General features: G+C 73.3%; 19 protein-coding genes. 13 read left to right on the top strand and 6 right to left on the bottom strand.

Translation table 11 applies throughout. The features are described from left to right. Positions 1-32 precede the first annotated feature (32 nt). Positions 33-707 (bottom strand): AIM24 family protein, encoded by a 675-nt coding sequence (locus ACZ6ZI_RS12465; protein ID WP_469519178.1) that lies wholly within the window; start codon positions 705-707, stop codon positions 33-35. Positions 708-778: 71 nt separating this feature from the next. Between ACZ6ZI_RS12465 and ACZ6ZI_RS12460 the strand changes: the two genes are divergently transcribed. The 4 genes from ACZ6ZI_RS12460 to ACZ6ZI_RS12445 all read left to right on the top strand — a co-directional run bounded on the left by ACZ6ZI_RS12460 (position 779) and on the right by ACZ6ZI_RS12445 (position 5,947). Beyond that, a complete protein-coding gene (locus ACZ6ZI_RS12460; RefSeq protein ID WP_469519175.1) occupies positions 779-1,528 on the top strand; it encodes an aminoacyl-tRNA hydrolase in 750 nt (249 codons plus the stop codon). 143 nt (positions 1,529-1,671) lie between these two features. Beyond that, positions 1,672-3,150, top strand: a complete 1,479-nt coding sequence (locus tag ACZ6ZI_RS12455) for an MbnB/TglH/ChrH family RiPP precursor modification enzyme (RefSeq protein ID WP_469519172.1) — start codon at positions 1,672-1,674, stop codon at positions 3,148-3,150. Then, a complete protein-coding gene (locus ACZ6ZI_RS12450; protein WP_469519169.1) occupies positions 3,147-4,160 on the top strand; it encodes a TIGR04222 domain-containing membrane protein in 1,014 nt (337 codons plus the stop codon). The genes ACZ6ZI_RS12455 and ACZ6ZI_RS12450 overlap by 4 nt, the downstream gene beginning before the upstream one ends. A gap of 134 nt (positions 4,161-4,294) precedes the next feature. Further along, positions 4,295-5,947: an alpha/beta fold hydrolase gene (locus ACZ6ZI_RS12445; protein ID WP_469519167.1), complete on the top strand. Its 1,653-nt coding sequence runs from the start codon at positions 4,295-4,297 to the stop codon at positions 5,945-5,947. A 105-nt stretch (positions 5,948-6,052) separates the two neighbouring features. Here ACZ6ZI_RS12445 and hemQ read toward each other — a convergent pair whose 3' ends face one another. Both hemQ and hemG read right to left on the bottom strand, forming a co-directional pair. Beyond that, positions 6,053-6,766 (bottom strand): hydrogen peroxide-dependent heme synthase, encoded by a 714-nt coding sequence (gene hemQ / locus ACZ6ZI_RS12440; protein WP_363052919.1) that lies wholly within the window; start codon positions 6,764-6,766, stop codon positions 6,053-6,055. Between the two features lie 23 nt (positions 6,767-6,789). Further along, complete coding sequence (hemG, locus tag ACZ6ZI_RS12435) at positions 6,790-8,238, bottom strand: protoporphyrinogen oxidase (protein ID WP_469519163.1); 1,449 nt, start codon at positions 8,236-8,238, stop codon at positions 6,790-6,792. A 140-nt stretch (positions 8,239-8,378) separates the two neighbouring features. Between hemG and ACZ6ZI_RS12430 the strand changes: the two genes are divergently transcribed. Together ACZ6ZI_RS12430 and ACZ6ZI_RS12425 are read left to right on the top strand one after the other, a co-directional pair. Then, complete coding sequence (locus tag ACZ6ZI_RS12430; RefSeq protein WP_469519160.1) at positions 8,379-9,470, top strand: DUF4349 domain-containing protein; 1,092 nt, start codon at positions 8,379-8,381, stop codon at positions 9,468-9,470. A gap of 60 nt (positions 9,471-9,530) precedes the next feature. Beyond that, the gene (locus ACZ6ZI_RS12425) at positions 9,531-10,913 is read left to right on the top strand and encodes an FAD-dependent oxidoreductase (protein WP_469519158.1); all 1,383 of its coding nucleotides are present in this window, start codon (positions 9,531-9,533) and stop codon (positions 10,911-10,913) included. A gap of 73 nt (positions 10,914-10,986) precedes the next feature. On the opposite strand, the gene hemE is transcribed toward ACZ6ZI_RS12425, so the two are convergent. Further along, positions 10,987-12,051, bottom strand: a complete 1,065-nt coding sequence (gene hemE, locus ACZ6ZI_RS12420) for a uroporphyrinogen decarboxylase (protein ID WP_469519156.1) — start codon at positions 12,049-12,051, stop codon at positions 10,987-10,989. A 91-nt stretch (positions 12,052-12,142) separates the two neighbouring features. Here hemE and ACZ6ZI_RS12415 point away from each other — a divergent pair, with 91 nt between their 5' ends. From ACZ6ZI_RS12415 to ACZ6ZI_RS12390, 6 genes are all read left to right on the top strand, one after another. Next, the gene (locus tag ACZ6ZI_RS12415) at positions 12,143-12,799 is read left to right on the top strand and encodes a DUF3000 domain-containing protein (protein WP_469519153.1); all 657 of its coding nucleotides are present in this window, start codon (positions 12,143-12,145) and stop codon (positions 12,797-12,799) included. 299 nt (positions 12,800-13,098) lie between these two features. Beyond that, on the top strand, positions 13,099-13,761 hold the full coding sequence (locus ACZ6ZI_RS12410) for a helix-turn-helix transcriptional regulator (protein ID WP_007267191.1): 663 nt from the start codon (positions 13,099-13,101) through the stop codon (positions 13,759-13,761). 124 nt (positions 13,762-13,885) lie between these two features. Next, a complete protein-coding gene (locus ACZ6ZI_RS12405) occupies positions 13,886-15,163 on the top strand; it encodes an HRDC domain-containing protein (RefSeq protein ID WP_469519151.1) in 1,278 nt (425 codons plus the stop codon). Between the two features lie 128 nt (positions 15,164-15,291). Then, positions 15,292-16,119: a ferritin-like domain-containing protein gene (locus ACZ6ZI_RS12400; RefSeq protein ID WP_469519150.1), complete on the top strand. Its 828-nt coding sequence runs from the start codon at positions 15,292-15,294 to the stop codon at positions 16,117-16,119. Positions 16,120-16,183: 64 nt separating this feature from the next. Further along, entirely contained in the window at positions 16,184-17,410 is a 1,227-nt protein-coding gene (locus tag ACZ6ZI_RS12395) for a thiolase family protein (protein WP_469519146.1), read from the top strand. Further along, on the top strand, positions 17,407-19,536 hold the full coding sequence (locus tag ACZ6ZI_RS12390; RefSeq protein WP_469519144.1) for a 3-hydroxyacyl-CoA dehydrogenase NAD-binding domain-containing protein: 2,130 nt from the start codon (positions 17,407-17,409) through the stop codon (positions 19,534-19,536). The genes ACZ6ZI_RS12395 and ACZ6ZI_RS12390 overlap by 4 nt, the downstream gene beginning before the upstream one ends. Positions 19,537-19,642: 106 nt before the next feature. Here ACZ6ZI_RS12390 and ACZ6ZI_RS12385 read toward each other — a convergent pair whose 3' ends face one another. Next, entirely contained in the window at positions 19,643-21,382 is a 1,740-nt protein-coding gene (locus ACZ6ZI_RS12385; RefSeq protein WP_469519142.1) for a polysialyltransferase family glycosyltransferase, read from the bottom strand. Continuing rightward, complete coding sequence (locus ACZ6ZI_RS12380; protein ID WP_469519139.1) at positions 21,379-22,356, bottom strand: glycosyltransferase family 2 protein; 978 nt, start codon at positions 22,354-22,356, stop codon at positions 21,379-21,381. The genes ACZ6ZI_RS12385 and ACZ6ZI_RS12380 overlap by 4 nt, the downstream gene beginning before the upstream one ends. 264 nt (positions 22,357-22,620) lie before the next feature. Between ACZ6ZI_RS12380 and ACZ6ZI_RS12375 the strand changes: the two genes are divergently transcribed. Beyond that, positions 22,621-23,943, top strand: a complete 1,323-nt coding sequence (locus ACZ6ZI_RS12375; protein ID WP_469519136.1) for a DUF6716 putative glycosyltransferase — start codon at positions 22,621-22,623, stop codon at positions 23,941-23,943. The last annotated feature ends 2 nt before the right edge of the window (positions 23,944-23,945 follow it).

Here is a 23,945-nt window from a genome sequence, read left to right as displayed (position 1 = left end):
GCCTAGTCGGGGCCGCCGGAGGCGGGGTCGGGTCAGTGGGAGGCCGCCGCCTCGGTCACCTCGCTGGGCCGGACGATGACGAAGCCCTCGCCGCTCAGCCTGAGCTGGACGGCCTCGCCGGAGCCGCCGCGGATCATCGACCCGACGGACTGGGAGCGGTGCAGCCCGGTCTCCAGGGCCGCGCTCCATCCGACGACCGCGTCGGTGTCGACGTGGACGGGCGCCTGCGGGGTGACGGGGATGACGATCGGGCTCGCGTCGCAGACCACGGCGAGCTTGCCGGTGCCGGTGAAGAGGCTGTTGAAGAGGCCGCCGCCGGTCATGCCGGCGCCCTTGACCATCCTGATCTCGTAGGAGAGCGTCGGGTCGAAGCACAGGACGTTGCGGCCGTTGACGGTCAGCGCGTCACCGGGCTCCAGCTCGACGAGGAAGCAGTGCCCGCCCTGGTGTGCGAACCACGCCTCGCCGCGCCCGCGTACGGACATCAGGGCGAGGCCCTCGCCCGTGACGGCCCGCTTGAGCATGCCGCCTATGCCCTGGCCCTTGCGCTCGAAGCTCAGGTCGCCCCGGAAGGCGACCATCGAACCCTGGCGGGCGAACATCTCGCCGTCGACGGTGTACTTGACGGACTTGGCGTTCTGCAGGGTCATGCCGGGCGCGACGGACGCCCGCGCGAGGTTCTCGGACGCGAAAAGGTCACTCTTCATGCCGTCGATCCTCGCCGGGCCGCCGCCCCCTCGACATCCTCCTCAGGGTGGAGCCTGGCATCCTTGGTGGGATGAGCACCCGGCACACGCATGACACCCGAGACGTACCCGCCGTGGGGGCGGACAGCCCGTTCCGGCAGGAGCACGCGATCCGCGACGAGGCCCCGCAGTTCGTGCTGCCGCTGGTCGTGCGCATCGAGAAGGACGCGCCGCCGGCCCGGACGGACGCCCTGGAGACGGCGGCCCGCGCGGTGCTGGTGCTGCTGACGGACGAGCGGGCGCGCGGCGAGGGCGAGTGGGCCGCCGCGGTACGGGACTGGCAGGACGCCCGGATCCGCAAGGTGGTGCGGCGGGCGCGCGGCGCGGAGTGGCGCAAGGCGGGCGCGCTGGCCGGCGTCACCGTGCACGGCGAGGCCGCGGAGGTACGGGTCTTCCCGCCGGTCCCGCTCGACGGCTGGCCCAAGGAGCTGGCCAAGCTCCAGGTGTCGGGCACCGACCTGGACGACCCGGAGCCGGTCGCGCAGGCGCCGGCGGGGCTGCCGGTGCTGTGGCTGAACCCGGACCTCGACATGTCGGCGGGCAAGGCGATGGCCCAGGCCGGGCACGCCGCGCAGTTGGCGTGGTGGGAACTGACCGGTGCCGAGCGCCGGGCGTGGCTGGCCGACGGCTTCCGCCTGGCGGTGCGCACCGCCCCGCGCGAGCGGTGGGCCGAGCTGAGCGGGAGCGGGCTCCCGGTGGTGCGGGACGCCGGGTTCACGGAGATCGCTCCGGGCTCCTGCACGGTCGTCTCGGACCACCCCGCCCTGCGCGCCCGGCTCTGAGCGATCCGGGCGGACCGCCAGGTGAGACGGCCCCGGAGCCCGGAACCTCAAATGTTGCTCTGAACGTCCCCTCCTCACGGTTGGCCCGACCAGGTCGGGGCGATGACACCGGCACAGGAACAGTGAGAGGGGGCGAGGGGGACATGAAGCCCATGGAACGCCTGGGGGTGGGGATCGGCTGGCGGCCGGAGATCGCGGACGCGGTCGAGCGGCTCGACGGCCTGGACTGGGTCGAGGTGGTGGCGGAGAACGTCTGCCCGGGCCACCTGCCCGAGTCGCTGCTGCGGTTGCGCGAGCGCGGGGTGCGCGTGGTCCCGCACGGGGTGTCGCTGGGGTTGGGCGGCGCCGACCGTCCGGACGCGGGCAAGCTGGCCGCGCTGGGCGAGCGGGCGGTGGCCCTGGGGGCGCCGCTGGTCACCGAGCACATCGCCTTCGTACGGACCTCCTCTCCCGTGCTCGAAGCGGGGCACCTGCTGCCCGTGGCCCGGACCCGGGACGCGCTGGACGTGCTGTGCGAGAACGTCCGGATCGCGCAGGACGCGCTGCCGGTGCCGCTGGCGCTGGAGAACATAGCCGCGCTGCTGTCCTGGCCCGGGGAGGAGCTGACCGAGGGACAGTTCCTGACGGAGCTGGTGGAGCGGACCGGCGTACGCCTCCTCGTGGACGTCGCCAACCTGCACACCAACCGCGTCAACCGGGGCGAGGACCCCGCCGCCGTACTGGACGGCATCCCGCTGGAAGCGCTCGCGTACGTGCACGTGGCCGGTGGGGTGGAGCGCGACGGCGTCTGGCACGACACGCACGCGCACCCGGTGCCGCCGGTGGTCCTCGACGTCCTGGCGGGGCTGCGCGATCGGGTCGACCCGCCGGGCGTCCTGCTGGAGCGGGACGACGACTTCCCGCCCGAGGAGGAGCTGGCCGGGGAACTGGCCCGCATCCGCGAGGTGGTGACGGCCCGGGGCACCGCGCCGAAGGACACCCCGCGGCCGACCGCCCGAGGACGGTCCGGCGCCGCCGCCACGGCTCCGGAAGCCGGCGCGGCGCCTGAAGCCGACGCGGCGCCTGAAGCCGACGCGACCCAGGCGGAAGCCGACGCCGCGAAGGACGCGGAGCAGGCGGCGGAGCCCGGTGGTACGGGGGAGGCCGGCGGTGCCCCGGAGATCGGCGGTACCCCGGAGGCGGCCGGGGCGCCCGGGGTCGGCGCGGTCGACGACGCCGCGCGCACGCGCGTCGCGCTCGGGCAGGCGGCCCTGCTGTCGGCCCTGGTCGCGGGGACCCCCGTGCCCGAGGGCTTCGACCGGCGGCGCGTCCGCGTCCAGGCGCGGGCGCTCGCCGCCAAGCGCGCCTCGGTGGTCGCGAAGGTCGCGCCGGAGCTCCCCCGGATCCTGGGCGGCCCCGCCCCCTACCGCGAGGCCTTCCTCGGCTACGCCCGTCACCGTCCCATGACGGCCGGGTACCGTCGCGACGCCCTCGACTTCGCCGAACACCTGCTGATCCAGGACCTGCCGCGGGACCCGGCGGCCCGCCGCCGGCTCACCGCCTGGTGGCGGGACCGCTCCGGGGCCCGACCGCCCCGGCGGATCGTGCGCTGGGCCCGTGCCCTGGTGGGGAGGGCCGCGTGAGCCCCTTCGACGTCATCGCCGCCGTCATCTGGATCGGCGTGATCGCCTCGGCCGCGGTGCTGCTGCGCGGCCTGTACCGCTCGCGGTCCGCCACGGCCGGGGCCTCCCCCGCCCTGCACGACCTGGCGGAGGCCGCGTTCCTGGTCGGTGGCCCGGGGAACGTGATCGACGCGGCCCTCGTCTCGCTGCTCGGGGACGGCCGGCTGACGGTCGGCGGCCCCGGGATCGTACGGATGCGGACCGGGGCGCGGGCGGTCGGCCCCGCCGAGAACGCCGTGGCCGAGGCCCTCCTGCGGGCCTCCTCCGGCTGGCTCTACCAGGTGCGCTACGCCGCGATGCTGGACCCGGCCGTGCAGGCGGTCGGTGACGCGCTGGCGGCGCGCGGGCTGCTGCTGCCGCCGGGCGGCGGACGCCGCCTGCGCCGGTGGGGCGTCGCCCTGGCGGTGGTGTGCGGGCTGCTGGTTCCCTTCTCGTTGCCGCTGACCTTCGTGGCGTTGGCCCTGGAGTCGGACCCGGGGGTGCCGTTCATCGTCCAGGTCTTCCCCGCCCTGCTCGCCGGGATCGTCATCGGTACCGTGTGCGCGAAGCGGGCCGGGAGGCGGCTGACCCCGGCGGGACGGCAGGCGCTCCTGGCCGTGCGGGCCCGCCACGAGAGCGACCCGGCCGCTTCGACGGCGGTCTCGCTGTTCGGACTGACCGGGCTGCACGACCCGTACCTGCGCGAGCAGTTGGTACCGGCCGCCCGCAGTACCCGGCTGGCCGCCGCCCAGGCGCGCGGGTACGGGTCGGGCAACGGCTCGCACCGTGCCTCCGGCTCCTCCGACTCCTGCGCCGCCGCCCCCATGGTGTGGTGCGCCGCGAGCGACGGCGGCGGTTCCGGCGGGTCCTCGGGGTGCGGGTCCTCCGGGTCGAGCTGCTCCGGTTCGTCCGGGTCGAGCTGCTCCGGGTCGAGCTCCGGGTCGAGCTGTTCGAGTTCCAGCTCCGGTTCGAGCTGTTCCAGCAGTTCCTGAGGCTCCGTCACCCCCTGCGGGTCGGGCGCGGTTGGGGCGAACGGGGGTACGGCGCCCGACACCCGGCGGCGGACCTGTACAGGGCGCCGCCGGCGGCATCTCATCGGACTTGTCGATGAGATGAGAGGGGCGCCATGCGGACGACGCTCGCACGCCACGGCACCGTCGCGGCGGTCCTGTGCCTCGCCCTGAGCGCCCCGGCACAGGCCCGCGCGGACGACGGCCCGTCCGTCCTCGGCTCCGTCGAGAACGCGGGAGCCGAGCGGGTCGCCGCCGAGGCCGCGGCGCGGGCCGGGGCCGGCAAGGGCCTCTCCTTCGGCCCCTGCCCCGCCGCCGAGGGCCTCCCGCTCCCCGTGCGCTGCGCGACCCTGCGCGTCCCGCTCGACTACGCCCGCCCCGACGGCCCCCGGATCCCCCTGACCGTCAGCCGGGTCCCCGCCACCGGGCGGGACGGGGCCGCTCGTCAGGGCGCGCTGGTCCACAACCCCGGCGGGCCGGGCGCCTCCGGGACGTACTTCCCGCTGCTGGCGACGCGGCCCGCCTGGAGGCGGATCGCGGCCGCCTACGACCTCGTCGGCTACGCCCCGCGCGGCGTCGGCCCTTCCGCCCCGCTGACCTGCGAGGACCCGGGCGAACGCCGCCGCCCTCCGACCCAGGTGCCGGCGGATCCCTCCCCCGCCTACAAGCAGGAGCGGCGGGCCGCCGCCCGCGCCTACGCCCTCGGCTGCGCGCGCCGCGCGGGGACGGCGCTGGCGCACTACACGACCCTGGACAACGCCCGTGACCTGCACGTGCTGCGCGCGGCCCTCGGGGAGCGGCGGTTGACCTTCATGGGGGCCTCGTACGGCACCTATCTGGGGGCCGTGTACGCCACCCTCTTCCCGGACCGGGTCCGGCGCATGGTCCTCGATTCCGCGGTGGACCCCGATCCGCGCCGCGTCTGGTACCGCAACAACCTCGACCAGGCCCCCGCCTTCGAACGCCGCTGGGCCGACTTCCGGGCCTGGGCGGCCCGCCACCACGCCACGTACGGGCTCGGCACCACCGCGGAGGCCGTGCGGGAGAGTTACGAGCGGGTCCGCGGGGCCGTGGCCCGCACCCCGGCGGGCGGGGTCGTGGGGACGGGCGAACTGCACGCCGCGTACCTCCAGGCGGCCTACTACGACGACGTGTGGCCGCGGCGGGCGGCCGCCCTGGCAGCGTTCCTGCGGGGCGATCCGGGTCCGCTCGTCGCCCAGGCGGCGCCCGATCCGGACACGGCGCGGGAGGCGGCGAACGCGACCGCGGTGTACACGGCGGTGCTGTGCAACGACGCCCCGTGGCCCGCCGACTGGGAGACCTGGGACCGCGACAACACCGAACTGGCCCGCCGGGCGCCCTTCGAGACCTGGGCGAACGCCTTCCTCAACCTGCCGTGCGCGTCCTGGCCGGTGCCCGTGCGGCAGCGGCCGACGCCGGTCGGCGCGCGGGAGGGGGAGGTGGCCCCGCTCGCGGGGACCCTGGTGGTCGCGGCGGAGCGGGACGGGGCGACCCCGTACGCGGGGGCGCTGGAGCTGCAACGGCGGCTCGGGCCGCGGGCCGCGCTGGTCACCGAGCGGGGCGCCGGGGCGCACGGGGTGGTGGGGGGACGCAACGGCTGCGTGGACGGGCACGTGGAGCGGTACCTGCTGACGGGTGCCACTCCGGGGTGGCGCGTCGCGTGCGCGCCGCATCCGGAGCCCGCGCCGGTGTCGCTGGACGACCGGGCGGCAAGCGCTCCCAGGGCGCTTGCGCCGCACGTCGTCTGAACTTCCGGGGCGGGGTCTCCGGCTGCGTCGATTCGGGGGCAGGGCCTCCCGATCACCGGGGGCCGCTGGTCTGCGGTCCTCCGGTCCTTCCCCCCAGGGGAGGTATCAGGCGAGCCCGTCCACCAGATCGGCGACGGACTTGCGGCGCCCGGTGTAGAAGGGCACCTCTTCGCGGACGTGCATGCGGGCCTCGGAGGCACGCAGGTGACGCATGAGGTCGACGATGCGGTAGAGCTCGTCGGCCTCGAAGGCGAGCATCCACTCGTAGTCGCCCAGGGAGAAGGAGGCGACGGTGTTGGCGCGCACGTCGGGGTAGCCGCGGGCCATCTTGCCGTGGTCGGCGAGCATGCGGCGACGGTCCTCGTCGGGCAGCAGGTACCAGTCGTAGGAGCGCACGAACGGGTAGACGCTGACGTAGTCGCGGGCGACCTCGTCGGCGAGGAAGGCCGGGATGTGCGACTTGTTGAACTCGGCGGGGCGGTGCAGGGCCATGTTCGACCACACCGGCTCCAGCGCGCGGCCCAGGCGGGTGCGGCGGAACAGGTTGTAGGCGGTCTGCAGCTCGTCCGCGGTCTCCGCGTGCCACCAGATCATGACGTCCGCGTCGGCGCGCAGGCCGGACACGTCGTAGGTGCCCCGGACCGTGATGTCCTTGGCGGCCAGCTGGTCGAACAGCTCCTGGACCTCGTCGGCGTAGCCGGCGCGGTCCTCCGGCAGGACGTCCTTCAGCCTGAAGACGGACCACAGGGTGTAGCGGATGACCTCGTTGAGGTCCTTCGCCTTCTTCCCCGCGTTGGGAATCTTCTCTGGTGCAGTCATGTGTCCATTGTCCCGTGTGCTGATCAGTGGTCTGCGCCAGGGGTGGCCATCGCGGCGAGCACCGCGTCGACCGCCTTCCCGGCACTGGCGACGCAGGCCGGAATGCCGACCCCTTCGTAGAGGGCGCCGCACAGGGCGATGCCCGGCAGCGGCGCGACGGCGTCCCGGATCCGGGCGACGCGGTCGAGGTGGCCGACGGGGTACTGGGGCAGGCCGCCGTCCCAGCGGGTGACCGTGGAGGCGACCGGTCGGGCGGTCAGGCCGACGGCCTCGCGGAGGTCGGCGAGGGAGACGTCGACGAGTTCGCCGTCGTCCCGCTTCAGGTCCTGTTCGTCGCCGTGTCGGCCGACGGAGGTGCGCAGCGGGAAGAGGTCGGGGTCGGCGCCGGCCCAGGCCCACTTGTTGCCGGAGAAGGTGGAGGCCTTGATGGTGCGGCCGTCGACGGGGGGTACGAGGAACCCGCTGGCCTCGCCGGAGGTGATCGACTCGGGCAGCTCGGAGCGGCGGAAGGCCATGGTGACCAGGGCCATCGACGCGTACTCGACCGTGCGCAGCGCCTCGGCGGCGGCGGGGGCGAGGGGGGCGAGCAGGCGTGCGGCCGGTTCGGCGGGGACGGCGAGGACGACTCCGTCGGCCTCGATGGCCTCGTCGCCGGTCACGACCCGCCAGCCGTGCGGCGTGCGCGCGACCTCGCGCACGGGGGCTCCGGTGCGCAGGTCGGCCCCGGCGGCCCGGCAGGCCTCGGCGACGGCCTCGGGGAGCCGGCCGATGCCGCCGTCGATGCCGGCGAAGACGGGGCCGGCGGCCTGGGGCGAGCGCGCGGCCCGCCGCTGGATCTCGCGCACGCCTTCGCCGAGCAGGGCGTGGGTGCGGGCGGCCTCGTAGAGCTGGGGGACGGCGGCGCGCAGGGAGATGCGGTAGGCGTCGCCCGCGTAGACCCCGCCGAGGAGGGGTTCCACGAGCCGGTCGACGACCTCGTGGCCGAGGCGGGCGGCGACGTACGCGCCGACCGCGACGTCCTCGCCGATCTCGACGGGGTCGAGCGTGCGCTCGGCGTCGATGCGGGCCAGTCCCTCGGGGGAGAGCACGCCGGAGGCGGCGAGCGGGCCGGACTCGGCGGGGACGCCCATGACGTGGCCGCGCGGCATGGGCCGCAGGGCGCCCCGGGTCCACAGGTGGGCGGTGGTGGTGGCGGGGGCCTGGAGGGCGTCCGCGAGGCCGACGGCCTTCGCCAGGGCCACGGCCTCGGGGCGGCGGGCGAGGACGGATTCCGCGCCGAGGTCGACGCGCAGTCCGGCGAGTTCGCCCGCGCGCAGCTTGCCGCCGAGGCGGGGGGCGGCCTCCAGCAGGGTCACGCGCAGGCCGTCGGCGAGCAGCCGGTGTGCCGCGGCGAGGCCGGCGATCCCGCCGCCCACGACGACGACGTGGCCGGCTGGTGCCGGCCGACCCGTACGCATGTCCGCTTCGTTCATGGACACATCGTCTCAGACCGCTCGGTGAGGCCGGACCGTGACCTCATCGGGACCGCCTCGATGCCGTGCGTGCGAAACCCGGGACGGGACCCTGGACGTCGAAACGGCGACATCAGCCGATCCCTCGGGGGGTATTCACGATGCACGCGTTCCACAGACGTCGTTCGACGGCGGGTCTGGCGGCCATGGCGCTCGCCGGGGTGCTCGCGGTGACCGGGTGCGGGGCCGACGGGGCCACGTCCGCCTCCGACAAGGCCGCGGTCGCCCCGCGGGAAGCGGGAGCCGGGCCGGGGGCGAAGCCGGGGGCCGGCGCGGCCGAGGGTGCGGCGAAGCCGGGGGCGGCCGAGGCCGCTCCTCCCGCGGCGGCCCCTTCGGCGGCGGACGCGAAGGCCGGGCAGCAGCCGGCCGCGGTCCGCCCGCACGTCATCCGTACGGGAAGTCTGTCCATCGAGACGACCGAGCCGCAGAAGGTGTTGGCGGCGGCCCGTACGGCGGCCGAGGACGCGGGCGGCTACGTCGGCAACGAGTCGACGGAGCGCGGCGAGGGCGGCCGGATGGGCTCGACGCTGACCGTGCGGGTGCCCGGGGAGCGCTTCGACGCGGTGATCGCCGCCCTGGAGGGCGGCGGGAAGCTGCTGAACCGCAAGGTCGAGGCGCAGGACGTGACGGAGCGGGTCGCGGACGTCGACAGCCGGGTCCGTTCGCAGCAGGCCAGCGTGGCCCGGGTGCGGGACATGATGGAGAAGGCTTCGGGCCTGTCGGACGTGGTGATGCTGGAGAGCGAGCTGAGCCGGCGCCAAGCCGACCTGGAGTCGCTGCTCGCCCAGCAGGCCGCGCTGAAGGACCGGACGGCGATGGGCACGATCACGCTGTCGGTCTCCGAGCCGGCGCCGAAGCCGCAGGAGAAGAAGGAGGAGAAGGAGAAGGAGCCGGGACTCGGCGACGCCCTGGCCGGCGGCTGGTCGGTGTTCGCCACGCTGGTGCGGTACCTGCTGCTGGCGCTGGCCGCGGTGGCCCCGTTCGCGCTGACGGCCGCGTTGGTGCTGCTCGGTTGGCGGACCTACCGGCGGCTGCGTCCGGCGGCGCCGGGCAAGGGGCGCGGGCCGGTTCGGGTGCCGCGCCAGGCCGGGCCCGCGGCGACTCCCACCGATACCGCCGCCGCACCCGCCGCCGCACCCGCGGACGGGCCGTCCGCCGTGCCCACCGGGGGCGGGGACGACGGGGAGGGCTGAGCGCGCGTCCGCCCGTAGCGTGTCCCCGTAACCGAACACGGGACGGAAACGGGGCGGACGATGGCGAAGGAACGACTGGTGGTGGTCGGCGGCGACGCGGCGGGGATGTCCGCCGCGTCGCAGGCCCGGCGGCTGAGGGGCGCGGCGGAGCTGGACATCGTCGCGTTCGAGCGGGGCCACTTCACCTCCTACTCGGCGTGCGGGATCCCGTACTGGATCGGCGGGCAGGTCGCGGAGCGCGACGAGCTGGTCGCGCGGACGCCGCGGGAGCACCGGGAGCGCGACATCGACCTGCGGATGCGCACCGAGGTCGTGGAGTTGGACGTGGCGGGCCGCCGGGTGCGCGCCCGGGACCTGGACAGCGGCGTCGAGTCCTGGACGGACTACGACAAGCTGGTCCTGGCGACGGGCGCCCGGCCGGTGCGTCCGAAGCTGCCCGGGATCGGGGCCCACGGGGTGCACGGGGTGCAGTCGCTGGACGACGGCACCCGCCTGATGGGCACGCTGGAGCGGGTGGAGGGCCGCCGGGCGGTGGTCGTCGGCGCCGGCTACATCGGCGTCGAGATGGCGGAGGCCCTGGTCGGGCGGGGCTTCGAGGTGACCGTCCTGCACCGGGGCGCGCAGCCGATGTCGACGCTGGACCCGGACATGGGCGGCCTGGTGCACAGCGCGATGAACGCCATGGGGATCCGTACGGTCTCCGGCGCCGAGGTGACGAAGGTCCTCACGGACGAGGAGGGCCGGGCCCGCGCGGTGGCCACCGCGTCCGGGGAGGAGTACCCGGCGGACGTGGTGGTGCTGGGCATCGGCGTGGAGCCGCGCACGGCGCTCGCGCGGGAGGCGGGGCTGCCGCTCGGCGAGTCGGGCGGTCTGCTGACGGACCTGTCGATGCGGGTGCGGGGCCACGAGGACATCTGGGCGGGCGGTGACTGCGTGGAGGTCCTGGACCTGGTGGCGGGCCGCAACCGGCACATCCCGCTCGGCACGCACGCCAACAAGCACGGCCAGGTCATCGGCTCGGGCGTGGGCGGCGGCTACGCCACCTTCCCCGGGGTGGTCGGCACGGCCGTCAGCAAGGTCTGCGACCTGGAGATCGCCCGTACGGGGCTGCGGGAGCGCGACGCCCTGGAGGCGGGCCTGCGGTTCGTGACGGCGACCATCCGCTCGACGAACACGGCGGGGTACTACCCGGGCGCGGCCGAGATGACGGTGAAGATGCTGGCGGAGCGGCGTACGGGGCGGCTGCTCGGCGTGCAGATCGTCGGCGGCGCGGGGGCCGCGAAGCGGGTGGACGTCGCGGCGGTCGCGCTGACGGCCGGGATGACGGTGGAGCAGGTGGTGTCGCTGGACCTGGGCTACGCCCCGCCGTTCTCCCCGGTCTGGGACCCGGTCCTGGTGGCGGCCCGCAAGGCGGTGACCGCGGTCCGCGCGGCGGGGGTGTAGGCGCCCCGCCGGGCCGGACGCGCGGACGCCGGCGCCCCCGCTCCCGCGGCGGCGCCGGCGTCCGGCGGGTGGATCAGACGGCCGTCCGGGTGTGGACGTAGTCCACGAGACGGGTCAGGGCGTCCGGGTCGGTGGTCGGCAGGACGCCGTGGCCGAGGTTGAACACGTGGCCCTCCAGACCCGCGGCGGCGGCCAGGACCTCGTCGGTCTTGGCCTGGACGGCCTCGGGGGTGGAGAAGAGGACGGCGGGGTCCAGGTTGCCCTGGAGCGCCTTGCCGGGGCCGACGCGGCGGACGGCCTCGTCGAGGGAGACCCGGTAGTCGACGCCGACGACGTCCGCGCCCGCCTCGCCCATGAGGCCGAGGAGCTCGCCCGTGCCCACGCCGAAGTGGATGCGCGGGACGCCGTACGAGGCGACGGACTCCAGGACCTTCGCCGACGCGGGCATCACGGAGCGGCGGTAGTCGGCCGGGGCGAGCGCGCCGACCCAGGAGTCGAAGAGCTGCACCGCGGAGGCGCCGGCCTCGATCTGGACCTTCAGGAAGGCCGAGGTGATCTCGGCGAGCCGGTCGAGCAGCTCGGCCCACAGCCCGGGGTCCCCGTACATGAGGGCCTTGGTGTGCTCGTGGTTCTTCGAGGGACCGCCCTCGACGAGGTAGCTCGCGAGGGTGAAAGGCGCTCCGGCGAAGCCGATCAACGGGGTGCCGCCCAGTTCACCCGTGAGCATGCCGATCGCCTCGGTGACGTAGGAGACGTCCTCCGGGGTGAGGTCGCGCAGCTGTGCGAGGTCCTCGCGGCGGCGGATCGGCTGGGCCACGACAGGGCCGATGCCCGGCTTGATGTCGAGGTCGACGCCGATGGCCTTCAGCGGGACGACGATGTCCGAGAAGAAGATCGCCGCGTCGACGTCGTGGCGCCGCACGGGCTGGAGGGTGATCTCGGTGACCAGGTCGGGGCGCATGCAGGACTCCAGCATGGCCGTGCCCTCGCGCACCTTGCGGTACTCGGGGAGTGAGCGGCCGGCCTGCCTCATGAACCACACCGGGGTGTGCGGCACCGGCTCCCGCCGGCACGCCTTCAGGAAGGCGGAATCGTACGTCTGACTCGGCTGGCCCTTGAGGGGTTCGTTGGCGCTCACGACCCAAATCTTCGCACGTATGAAGAAGTGCCCGGCCCGGCCCGGGTGTCCCTGCGCCGTACGGCCGCTCGTTCCGCCTAGTCTTCCCGGCATGGCTGCGGCTCAGGGACGATTTTCAGATGGTGCCGACGGTACGGACAGCGCGAAGGAGACCTCCGTCCCGCTCCCGTTCCGGCGGGCGGTCGAGGGCTTGAGGAAGGCGAGACTGCGGCCCGGGATCGAGATCGACCCGACGAAGCCGCCGCAGCGCCTGGCGCCGTACGCGTACGCGCTGGAGGCGGCGGTCGTCGACGGCGAGGACGATCTGGCCGACGGGCGCCTGATCCTGCTGCACGATCCCGACGGGCACGAGGCGTGGCGGGGCACCTTCCGGCTGGTGACGCTCGTCAGGGCGGAACTGGAGCCCGAGATGGCCTCCGATCCACTCCTGCCGGAGGTCTGCTGGTCCTGGCTGACCGGGGCGCTGGACGCACGCGGGCTGACGTACGGGGAGGCGAGCGGCACCGTCACCATGGCGAGCTCGCACTACTTCGGCGGGCTCGGGGAGCGGCGTCCGGCCACCCAGATCGAGATCAGGGCCTCGTGGACGCCCCGCGAGGGGGTGGGTGGGGTGCCGGACACCCCGGCGCACCTGTCGGCGTGGTGCGAGCTGCTGTGCCAGGTCGCGGGGCTGCCCCCGGTGGGGCCGACGGACACGGCCACGGGCGTGGTGTCCCTGCCACAGCGTCGGGGTCCGCACCACCCGTAGGCGACGGGGCGCGCGGGGCCGATCGGACGCGGCCCCGCGGCCGTCCGGGGGCGCGCGCGAGGGGGGCGACGGCCGATCGCGGCGTTGACGGGCTGTCAAAACCGTGCGCGCGCTGCGGGCTTCTGACCGTACCGTGATCGATCGTGCGTCCGAATTGCCCGAATTGTTACTCACCAAATCGTGATCATTCCCTAAAGCCGGGCGGGTGACGTGCCGAAGGAGTCAGTGACCATCCGCACGGTTCGCACCGGCTTCCTTCCCCGAGCCGGCCCGTCCCGCCACTCCCCCAGGAGGCCTAGGTGTCCGTTCTTCTCGAGCAGCCCGCAAGCCTGGTCGCCTACCGCCCGAACAAGCCGACGGCCATGGTCGTCGTGGCCGACCCGCGCGTCCGTTCCACCGTGACCCGCCATCTGTGGGCCCTCGGAGTCCGTGACGTGATCGAGGCGTCGTCCATCGCGGAGGCCCGCCCCCGCGTCGGCAGCCCGCGCGACATCTGCGTGGCCGACGTACACCTGCCCGACGGTTCCGGTCTCACCCTGCTCTCCGAGACCCGCGCCGCCGGCTGGCCGAACGGCCTGGCCCTGTCCGCCGCCGACGACATCGGTGCCGTGCGCAACGCCCTCGCCGGCGGTGTGAAGGGCTACGTCGTCACCGGTACGCGGACCAACATCGGGCTCCCCACCCGGCCCGGCGCCGCCCCCATCGGCGCCGCCGCCGCCCGCATGCACCGCCGCCCCCCGGGTGCCCCGAGCCACCCGGGCGGCTACCGAGAGCTCTCCGGCCGCGAGGTCGAGGTCCTGCGCCTCGTCGCGGAGGGCCAGTCCAACAAGGCCATCGGCGTCTCGATGGGCCTGTCCGCCCTCACCGTCAAGTCCCACCTCGCCCGGATCGCCCGCAAGCTGGGCACCGGCGACCGGGCCGGAATGGTCGCGGTCGCCCTGCGGACGGGGATCATCCACTGAGCCCGTCCGGAATACCCCGGGCGAACCCCCGGGGAACCCCCGGAAACGCCCCCTCTCCCCCCTCGCGCCCGTCGACGGAACGTTCCGGCGACGGGCGCGTCACATCCACCGATACCCTTGACCGGTGACCGACGCCCAAGAGACCGCAGCACACCTGCGCACCACCACCGGGGGCGGCCCCCCGGACGAAGAGGTTTCGTCCGATGGGCCCATTCCCCTGCTGGAACCCCGTGAGGGGATCCCTCCGGTCGTGGCCGACCCCGAGTCCCTCGCCCGGGTGGTCGCGGCCTTCGCCGCGGGCACCGGCCCCGTGGCCGTCGACGCCGAACGCGCCTCCGGATACCGCTACGGCCAGCGCGCCTACCTGGTGCAGCTGCGCCGCGAGGGCGCCGGGTCGGCGTTGATCGACCCGGTCGGCTGCCCGGACCTGTCGGAGCTCGGCGAGGCCCTCTCCGACACCGAGTGGATCCTGCACGCCGCCACCCAGGACCTGCCGTGCCTGCGCGAAATAGGCATGGCCCCGACCACGCTGTTCGACACCGAGCTCGCGGGCCGACTGGCCGGCTTCCCCCGGGTCGGACTCGGCGCGATGGTCGAGAGCGTCCTCGGCTACGTCCTGGAGAAGGGCCACTCCGCGGTCGACTGGTCCACCCGCCCGCTGCCCGAGCCGTGGCTGCGCTACGCGGCCCTGGACGTGGAGCTGCTCGTGGACCTGCGCGACGCCCTGGAGAAGGAGCTCGACCGCCAGGGCAAGCTGGAGTGGGCCCGTCAGGAGTTCGACGCCATCGCCGCCGCGCCGCCCGCCCCGCCCCGCAAGGACCCGTGGCGGCGCACGTCCGGCATGCACAAGGTCCGCCGCCGCCGGCAGATGGCGGTCGTACGGGAGCTGTGGGAGTCCCGCGACCGGATCGCGCAGCGCCGTGACGTGTCCCCCGGGAAGGTGCTGGGGGACGCCGCGATCGTCGAGGCGGCCCTGGCCCTCCCCGCGAACGTGCACGCGCTGTCGGCCCTGCCCGGGTACGGGCAGCGGATGGGGCGCCGCCAGCTGGACCAGTGGATGGCCGCCGTGGACCGGGCCAAGGAGCTGCCCGAGAACGAGCTGCCCCAGCCGGGTGCCACCCCGGCCGGTCCGCCTCCGCCGCGCTCCTGGGCGGACAAGGACCCGGCCGCCGCGGCACGCCTGTCGGCGGCCCGCACGGCCGTCACCACGCTGGCCGAGCGGCTGAACCTGCCGCAGGAGAACCTGATCACCCCGGACACCGTGCGCCGGCTGTGCTGGGAGCCCCCGCAGCGACCGACGCCCGAGACGGTGGCGGCGGCCCTCGCCGGGTACGGCGCCCGCCCCTGGCAGATCGAGCAGGTCACCGCCGCCCTGGTCACCGCCCTCGGCGCGACCGCCTGAGCGGACCCCCGCACGACGTCAAGAGCCCCCGGCTTCCCGCCGGGGGCTCTTCCGTTACGCGGTTCTGTTACGCGGTCATGACATCCACACTCTTTTGAACACGCTCAAGAAGATCTATTTTCTTGAACATGATCAAAAATCTGTACGCGTCATGGGTCCGCGACTTCGAGGCCGAGCGGGAGCGGCGAGCCACCCTCGGGGACCCCGACTGGAGCATCGGGGCCCACCTGCCCCCGGAGCTGGTCCGCAGCCTCCAGACGTTCCAGGTCGGCGAGGACGGCGACGGCTCCGCGCTGCGCGCCAAGGCCGACGGCGCCGGGGACGCCTCGTACTCCGCGGCGATCCGCCTGTTCATCGCCGAGGAACAGAACCACGCCCGCCTGCTGGCCCTGCTGCTCGCGGCCGCCGGGGCGCCGACCCTGACGGGCCACTGGAGCGACGCGGTCTTCGTGAAGGCCCGGCGACTGATGGGGCTGCGGCTGGAGTTGATGGTGCTGATGGTCGCCGAGTCGGTGGCCCTCGGGTACTACCGGGCCCTGCGCGACGGGGTCGGCGATCCGCTCACCGCCGAGGTCGCCTCCCGGCTGGTGGCGGACGAGGAACGCCACGTCCCCTTCCACTGCCGGCGGCTGCACGAGGGCCTGGCCCCGCTCCCCGGACCGGCCCGCCGCGCGGCGGTCGCGGGCTGGCGGGCCATGGTCGCGGGCGGGCCGTCGTGGTGGCCGCCGACCACGGGCCGGCCCTGCGCGCCCTCGGCACCGACCGGCGCTCCTTCGTCGCGGGCGTGGTGCGCGACTCGGCCGCCATGGCCTCGGCGATGCGCGACGGGAGCGCCGGGGCGGGGGTGGGGCGCCCCGCGGCGACCCCGGCGCGGGCGGAGGGCGGAGTGTGACGTTCGCCGCTCCTCGGCGAGGGGGTGTCCACACCAGTTACTCGCAAGTAGCATGGCGGGGTGAGCGGGCGCTCAGCGATGGACGCCCCCGCGCGGCAGTGCACACCCGCACCTGGAGGAGAGCCAACGTGCCTCGTACCGTCAGGGACGTCGTCTTCGTCGACGGCGTCCGCACCCCGTTCGGCAAGGCGGGCCCGAAGGGCATCTACCACGAGACCCGCGCCGACGACCTCGTCGTGAAGGCCATCCGGGAGCTGCTGCGCCGCAACCCGGACCTGGACCCCAAGAAGATCGACGAGGTCGCCATCGCCGCGACCACGCAGATCGGCGACCAGGGCCTGACGCTGGGCCGCACGGCCGGCATCCTCGCGGGCCTCCCGCAGTCCGTCCCGGGCTACTCCATCGACCGCATGTGCGCCGGCGCGCTGACCGCCGTCACCGCCGTCGCGGGCGGTGTGGCCTTCGGTGCCTACGACGTCGCCCTCGCCGGCGGTGTCGAGCACATGGGCCGCCACCCCATGGGCGAGGGCGTCGACCCGAACCCGCGCTTCGTCTCCGAGAAGCTGGTCGACGAGTCCGCCCTGTTCATGGGCATGACCGCCGAGAACCTGCACGACCGGTACCCGACGATCACCAAGCTCCGCGCCGACGAGTACGCCGTGCGCTCGCAGGAGAAGGCCGCCAAGGCGTACGCCGACGGCAAGATCCAGCAGGACCTGGTCCCGATCTCGGTGCGCAACACCAACGCGGAGGTCGGCGAGACGGGCTGGGGCCTGGTCACCACCGACGAGCCGATGCGTCCGGGCACCACCCTGGAGAACCTGGCCGGCCTGAAGACCCCCTTCCGTACGCACGGTCGGGTCACCGCGGGCAACGCCGCCGGTCTCAACGACGGGGCCACGGCCGCGATCATCGCGTCCGAGGACTTCGCCCGCGAGAACAACCTCCCGGTCAAGATGCGCCTGGTCTCGTACTCCTTCGCGGGCGTCGAGCCGGAGGTCATGGGCTACGGCCCGATCCCGGCCACCGAGAAGGCCCTCGCCCAGGCGGGCCTGTCCATCGAGGACATCGGCCTGTTCGAGATCAACGAGGCCTTCGCCGTCCAGGTGCTGGCCTTCCTGGAGCACTACGGCATCGCCGACGACGACGCCCGCGTGAACCAGTACGGCGGCGCGATCGCCTTCGGTCACCCGCTGGCCTCCTCCGGCGTCCGCCTGATGACGCAGCTGGCCCGCCAGTTCGAGGAGCAGCCGCACGTCCGCTACGGCCTGACCACGATGTGCGTCGGCTTCGGCATGGGCGCGACCGTCATCTGGGAGAACCCGAACTTCACCGCCGAGGGAGACGCCAAGTGAGCACCACCGCCGAGCTCCTGAAGGGTGCGGCCGAGCTGTTCCCGGACGAGGTCGTCACCTCCGCGCACGTCCGTCACCTGGACCTGCCGTTCGGCGCCGGGCGCTTCGCGCTCGTCACGCTGGACAACGGTTTCGACCACACCAAGCCGACCACCTTCGGCCCGCAGTCCCTCGCCAACCTGAACGCGGCGATCGACCAGGTCGAGCAGGAGGCCCTCGCGGGCTCCATCGTCGGCGCGGGCATCACCGGCAAGCCGTTCATCTTCGCGGTCGGCGCCGACCTCAAGGGCGTCGAGCTGCTGAAGGCGCACGACGAGGCGCTGGCCATCGGCAAGGGCGGCCACGACGTCTTCAAGCGCCTCTCGGCGCTGGCCGTCCCGACCTTCGCGTACTACAACGGCGCGGCCATGGGCGGCGGCGTCGAGGTCGGTCTGCACTGCTCGTACCGCACCGTCTCCAAGGCCATCCCGGCCTTCTCGCTGCCCGAGGTCTTCCTCGGCCTGGTTCCGGGCTGGGGCGGCTGCGCCATCCTGCCGAACCTGATCGGCGCGGAGCGCGCGGTCTCGGTCATCATCGAGAACTCGCTCAACCAGAACCGGCAGCTGAAGGGCAAGCAGGTCTTCGAGCTCGGCATCGCCGACGCGATCTTCGAGGGCGCCGACTTCCTGGAGCAGTCGCTGATCTGGACGGCGAACGTCCTGAACGGCACCACCGAGGTCGTCCGCGCCGACGTCGACCGCGGCGAGGCCTGGGACGCGGCCGTCGCCAAGGGCCGCTTCGTCGCGGACTCCAAGGTGCACGGCGCCGCTCCGGCCGCCTACCGCGCGCTGGACATCATCGCCGCGGCCAAGGACGGCGACCTCCAGGCCGGCTTCGACGCCGAGGACCGGGCCCTCGCGGACCTGATCATGGGCGGCGAGCTGCGCTCGGGCATCTACGCCTTCAACCTGGTGCAGAAGCGCGGCAAGCGCCCCGCCGGTGCCCCGGACAAGTCGCTGGCCCGTCCGGTCACCAAGGTCGGCGTCGTCGGCGCGGGCCTGATGGCCTCGCAGCTGGCGCTGCTGTTCCTGCGCCGCCTGGAGGTGCCGGTGGTCCTCACCGACATCGACCAGGAGCGCGTGGACAAGGGCGTGGGCTACGTCCACGCCGAGATCCAGAAGCTGCTCGGCAAGGGTCGCATCAACCAGGACAAGGCCAACCGCCTGACCGCCCTGGTGACCGGCGTCCTGGACAAGGCCGAGGGCTTCGCGGACGCGGACTTCATCATCGAGGCCGTGTTCGAGGAGATGTCCGTCAAGCAGAAGGTGTTCGCGGAGGTCGAGGCGGTCGCCCCGGCGCACGCGATCCTCGCCACCAACACCTCCTCGCTGTCGGTGTCGGAGATGGCCTCGAAGCTCAAGCACCCCGAGCGCGTGGTCGGCTTCCACTTCTTCAACCCGGTCGCGATCCTCCCGCTGCTGGAGATCGTCCGCGGTGAGCTGACCGACGACGCCTCGCTGGCCACGGCCTTCGGTGTCGCCAAGAAGCTGAAGAAGACCGCGGTCCTCACCAAGGACGCCCCGGCGTTCGTCGTGAACCGCATCCTGACCCGCTTCATGGGCGAGATCCAGAACGTCATCGACGAGGGCACCCCGGTGGCCACGGCGGAGAAGGCCATCGAGCCGCTCGGCCTGCCGATGTCCCCGCTGGTGCTGCTGGAGCTCGTCGGCCCGGCGATCGGTCTGCACGTCTCCGAGACCCTGAACCGGTCCTTCCCGGAGCGCTTCACGGTCTCCCCGAACCTGGCGGCCGTGGTCAAGGCCGGCAAGCGCGGCTTCTACGTCTACGATTCCGGCAAGCCGGAGCTGGACCCCGAGGTCGCCGCCCTCCTGGTGCAGGGCGACTCCGTCCTGACCGAGGAGCAGGTCCGCGACCGCGTCCTCGACGCGGTGGCGCAGGAGATCGGCCTGATGCTGGAGGAGGGTGTCGTGGCCGAGGCCCAGGACATCGACCTCTGCCTCATCACGGGCGCCGGCTGGCCCTTCCACCTGGGCGGCATCACGCCGTACCTGGACCGTGAGGGCGTCTCGGAGCGGGTGAACGGCAAGCGGTTCCTCGCCCCGGGCACCGCGAGCGTCCCCGCCTAGTCCGCGCGACAGTGGAAGGGCCCGTCCGCACCAGGGGTGCGGGCGGGCCCTTCCGCGTGCGCGGCCGGCGGCCGACCGGCGGGCGTACGCCGCCGGCCGGCGGGGGTCACTTCCTGCGGCCGAGGCGGCCCGGCTTGACCAGGCGTTGCGCGGCGGGCGACTCGGGGTTGATGCGCAGGGCGTTGCGGCCCGCCTCGCGGCGCATCTCGTCGCCGGCCCGGCCCATCTTCGCGGCGGTCTCCGCGATCCGCAGCCACACCAGGGCCCGCCCGCTGTCGGCGGAGATCTCCATCGCGCGCCGCAGGCGCCGCTCGGCCTGCTCGGTCTCCTTGCGGCGGATGTGCGCCTGGGCCATGCCGACGAGCAGGTCGAGGTTCTCGTACTCGGCGAGGAGGCGGGCGCCGACCTCCAGCACGCCCCGGTCGTCCCTGGCCTCCACCAGGGAGGCGAACCCGCCGAGCGTGATGTCGGTGAACGGCGCGTCGTCCAGGCCGCGCTCGCGCGTGGCGAGGAAGGTCCAGCCCGTGCCGCGGCGCCACTTCCAGGTCCGCGGGCCCGGCAGGTCCAGGCGGACGCGGGTGCGCTCGTTGAAGTGCATGGACAGCTCGGGGCGCTCGTCCCACCGCTCGACGGCGGCGGCCACGTAGGACTCGGCGACCTCGCGCAGGAAGGCGTACCGCTTGGGCTGCATGCAGTAGCCGACGGCCTGGACGTACGGGGTGACCTCGGAGCGGATGTGCTCCACGTCGAGCACCCGGTCCTCGACGGTGCCCGCCTCCTCCTCCAGGTCCGGCAGCAGGGCGTGCGTGAGGGTGGCGGGGATGCGGTTGCTGTTGGCGTACGGCCGCATCCGGCGGATGACCTCCAGCGCGCCGATCTGGGCCACGGGGATCCCGTAGAGGGCGCGGGCGGTGAACAGGCCGGTGGAGAAGCAGCCGATCACCCGGCGCGGTGCCAGGTGGGCGAAGACGGCCTCGGCGAGGACGGGGACGTCCAGGACGAGGAAGGGGACCTCCGCCGCGCGGGCCGCCTCGCCGAGGGTGTCGGCGAGGCTGGAGGGGGCGCTGGGGTGCGGTTTGAAGACCACGGAGGTGAAGCCGAGCCGCAGCGCGCCGTGGAACATGCGCAGGTGCAGCTCCTCCTCTTCCTCCTCGGTGAGGATGCCGAGCGGGGAGAGGTACTGGCCGAGCAGGACGGCGGTCTCGGGGCCGCGCGCGGCCAGGTCGGCGGGGATCACCCGTTCGAGGATCGGCCCGCACTCCTCGGTGACCTCCGCCATCAGCTTGAGGACGGCGCCGGTGTGCACGGGCTCGGAGGGGATCCCGTACTCGGTCAGGAGTATGGGCAGCAGCGTGGGGACCAGGTCCAGGTAGAGGACCCGGGTGATCCGGCCGTGCAGGGAGCGGGGCAGGTCGTTGCGGGTGGGGCCGTAGCTCATGACGCCGTCGGCGTAGACGGCGAGGGTGGCGTCCGAGAAGATCTTGCAGAGGGTCTGGGCGGGTTTGACCTGGATGGACTCGACGACGAGTTCCAGGGGGCCGGGGCGCAGTCCCATCTTCTCGGCCATGACGGTGCGCCACAGGGGGGCGTCCTCGTCGCGCGGGGACCACAGGGCCGGGTGGAACGGGTAGATCAGGTCGTTCCAGTAGACGACGCGGTGGAAGCGTTCGAGGACGGGGGCGGCGCCGGGCATGTGGTGCAGCGGTGTGGCGACTTCGGGGATGTCCACGTTGTTGCACACGAGCAGGACGCGTTCGCGGTCGTCGTCGCCGAGTTGGCCGGCGTCGATGGCGGCGGCGACGGTCATGGCGCCGTAGAGGGTGGAGGCGGCGAATATGCGGGTCATCGGCCGGCGACGCCCTGCCGGTGGGAGAGCAGTGCCCTGAGCTTGTTCACGCGTACGGAGTCCATTCCCTCCAGTGTCCCTTCGAGGACGTCCCGGGGCAGTTCGTCGAGGAGCAGTGCGGCGCGCTCCATGAGCAGGGTCCGGGTGAGTTCCTCGTACGACTCGGCGCGGTCCATGTGAATGACGACGAGGGCGCACAGAGTTCGCATCGCCTTGAAGGACAGTTCATATCCGCGGGGGTGGCCGGCGAGCTCTTCGAAAATCAGTCGGAAGGCGGGGAGGAAGTCGAGCTGTCGTTCGTCGGGGGCCTTGGTGAGCGAAGTCGACACGTCGCGGCGGTAGAAGACACCGTGGAGGTCGACGACCCCGAAGGAACGGGTGCGCAGGTGCAGCTTGTAGAACCAGGGGCGGTCCTCTGCGGTGCGCAGGCTCTCGTCGAAGTAGAGGGCGTCGACCTCGCGCAGGCGCTCGCGGTCGTAGATGCCGGCCCAGGACTGCGGGTAGTCCATGAAGGTGGAGGCGTCGACGGGTCCGATGTAGTCGGTGGGGTCGAGGGGAAGCGCGCGGGGGGCGAGCGGCGCCGTGACGATCTTCCGCTTCCTGCCGTAGACGCGGACGTGGCCGGTGCGCAGGAAGTCGACGCCGGACTGACCCATCCAGCCGACGAGTTGCGCGAGATATCCCGGGGCGTACCAGTCGTCCCCGTCGAGGAAGGTGAAGAACCGCCCGCGGGCGGCCGCGAGACCGATGTTCCGGGTGGCCGATATGCCCAGGTTCCGCTGATTGCGTATCAACAGGGCGCCGGGAATCCGGGGCACCATCTCCTGGAGAATCTCTGACGTTCCGTCAACGGATCCGTCGTCCACGACGATGAACTCGAAATCCTCCCGCGCATTCAGCGCCAGGGATTTGAGTGCCGTCCGGCAGTAGTCCCTGACGTCACACATCGCGACGATCACCGAAAGGGTCACCATCGGAAGCACTCACCATCTCCCCATTTTCACCACACCCTCGCCAGGCCGCCCGGACGGGGTGTCCGCGCACTCCACCGGCCTACGTTCGGGTAACACATCGGCCATCATGGCAGAAGCCGTACGCGACCCCGAACGATCACCGGGGTGTGACGTACAACTCCTTCTCCATCGACGCGTCCCCGTGACATGTAAAGCCGAGATCAGCATGTATGGTTCTGTCGGACTGCGCGGCGATCCAGGCTGTGCCACCGCCCACCTGTGGGTATGTCGAAGGCAGTTGGGCCTCCCCCACCGAACCGGGAATCACCAGTGCGCATCCACGTGCTCGCAGACTCCGACACCCGCTGGAAATGGGGCGCGGGGCTCGCGGTGGGTCTGGCACCGGGCAGCGAGGTCCACGCCCACATGCTCCGCGGCCGGAGCACCCCGACGGCCCGCCAACTGGCCGAGGTGGGCATCGCCCCCGCCTCCCTCACCGAGGCCACACTCGCCGAGTTCGCCGCGGCCCCGGAACTCGACGAGGCGGATCTGATCATCCTGGGCACGGTCGGCGGCGCCACGCACGCGGCCCTGCACGCCCTCGCCCGCCGCTTCGCCGGATCCCCGCGCCGGCCGATCCTGATGACCGGCTACGTCGGCGTGGTCTACGAGAAGATGGCGGACGGCCTCCTGCTGCGCGCCGGCGCCGACATCGTCCTCGCGAACAGCCCCTTCGACCGGCGTCGTTTCCGCGAGACGTACGAGCCCCTCGGAATTCCCGGATCCTGCATCGTGCAGACCGCCCTGCCCTTTCTCGACCAACGGCCCTACGACATGAACCGGACGCACGCCGAACACCCCTATACCGTGTGTTTCGCCGTTCAACCGTCCGTGCCCGCCGACCGGAACGGCCGTCTGTACATGCTGCGCCGCGCGATATCCCACGCGCGACTGCGCCCCGGCCGGGACGTCCTCGTCAAACTCCGCAGCAAGCCGGGCGAGGCGACCACCCATGTGGAGGCCTATCACTACCAGTCGCTCGCCGAACAACTCGACGAGCCATTGCCGCCCAATCTGCATTTCGTGTACGGCAACATGTCCCAGACCCTCGACCGCACCGACCTGTTGGTGACGGTGAGTTCCACGGCCGCCCTGGAATCGATGCACCGGGGAATGCCGACCGCGATCCTGAGCGATCTCGGCGTGCGGGAAATACACGGAAACCACTATTTCGTCGGCTCGGGTTGCGTCACCGACTGGTCGGCCATAGACGAGGGCGCCGCTCCCCTCGCGCACGAATCCTGGACGGTCGACCAGGGAATCCGCTCGGCCGATCCCTTCGGTGAACTCCGCGAACGGATCGTCGCGTTGCGCGGGATTCCACTGCCCCCGATCTCCCCGTACTACACGGCCGACAGCGCCCCCGAATACGTCGGTACGCTGCTGCGCCGCCGCGGCCTCGACCCCGACGGCTCGCCCGGCGCGGGGGCGGTCCCCGGGCGCGGTTCCGGCCCGATGCGGCGCACCTCGCGCCGCGTCCTGCGGGTCGCCTACCGGTTCGGGGTCCAGCGCGTGGCCCCGAAGATCCAGCAGTGGGGCGGCGTGTGACC

The organism is Streptomyces sp. NPDC103540, assembly GCF_055584445.1.
The sequence above is the reverse complement of the archived record's forward strand: the minus strand, read 5'-3'. Positions and strand labels throughout refer to the sequence as shown.

Bases quoted from the DNA above. Each gene is read 5' to 3' on its own strand.
- ACZ6ZI_RS12375 (WP_469519136.1), top strand. From the start codon at position 22,621: ATGTCGAAGGCAGTTGGGCCTCCCCCACCGAACCGGGAATCACCAGTG.
- ACZ6ZI_RS12415 (WP_469519153.1), top strand. From the start codon at position 12,143: ATGGCTGCGGCTCAGGGACGATTTTCAGATGGTGCCGACGGTACGGAC.
- ACZ6ZI_RS12465 (WP_469519178.1), bottom strand. From the start codon at position 707: ATGAAGAGTGACCTTTTCGCGTCCGAGAACCTCGCGCGGGCGTCCGTC.
- ACZ6ZI_RS12385 (WP_469519142.1), bottom strand. From the start codon at position 21,382: ATGACCCGCATATTCGCCGCCTCCACCCTCTACGGCGCCATGACCGTC.
- ACZ6ZI_RS12455 (WP_469519172.1), top strand. From the start codon at position 1,672: ATGAAGCCCATGGAACGCCTGGGGGTGGGGATCGGCTGGCGGCCGGAG.
- ACZ6ZI_RS12400 (WP_469519150.1), top strand. From the start codon at position 15,292: ATGATCAAAAATCTGTACGCGTCATGGGTCCGCGACTTCGAGGCCGAG.
- ACZ6ZI_RS12425 (WP_469519158.1), top strand. From the start codon at position 9,531: ATGGCGAAGGAACGACTGGTGGTGGTCGGCGGCGACGCGGCGGGGATG.
- ACZ6ZI_RS12445 (WP_469519167.1), top strand. From the start codon at position 4,295: ATGCGGACGACGCTCGCACGCCACGGCACCGTCGCGGCGGTCCTGTGC.
- hemQ (WP_363052919.1), bottom strand. From the start codon at position 6,766: ATGACTGCACCAGAGAAGATTCCCAACGCGGGGAAGAAGGCGAAGGAC.
- ACZ6ZI_RS12430 (WP_469519160.1), top strand. From the start codon at position 8,379: ATGCACGCGTTCCACAGACGTCGTTCGACGGCGGGTCTGGCGGCCATG.
- ACZ6ZI_RS12460 (WP_469519175.1), top strand. From the start codon at position 779: ATGAGCACCCGGCACACGCATGACACCCGAGACGTACCCGCCGTGGGG.
- hemG (WP_469519163.1), bottom strand. From the start codon at position 8,238: ATGAACGAAGCGGACATGCGTACGGGTCGGCCGGCACCAGCCGGCCAC.
- ACZ6ZI_RS12380 (WP_469519139.1), bottom strand. From the start codon at position 22,356: ATGGTGACCCTTTCGGTGATCGTCGCGATGTGTGACGTCAGGGACTAC.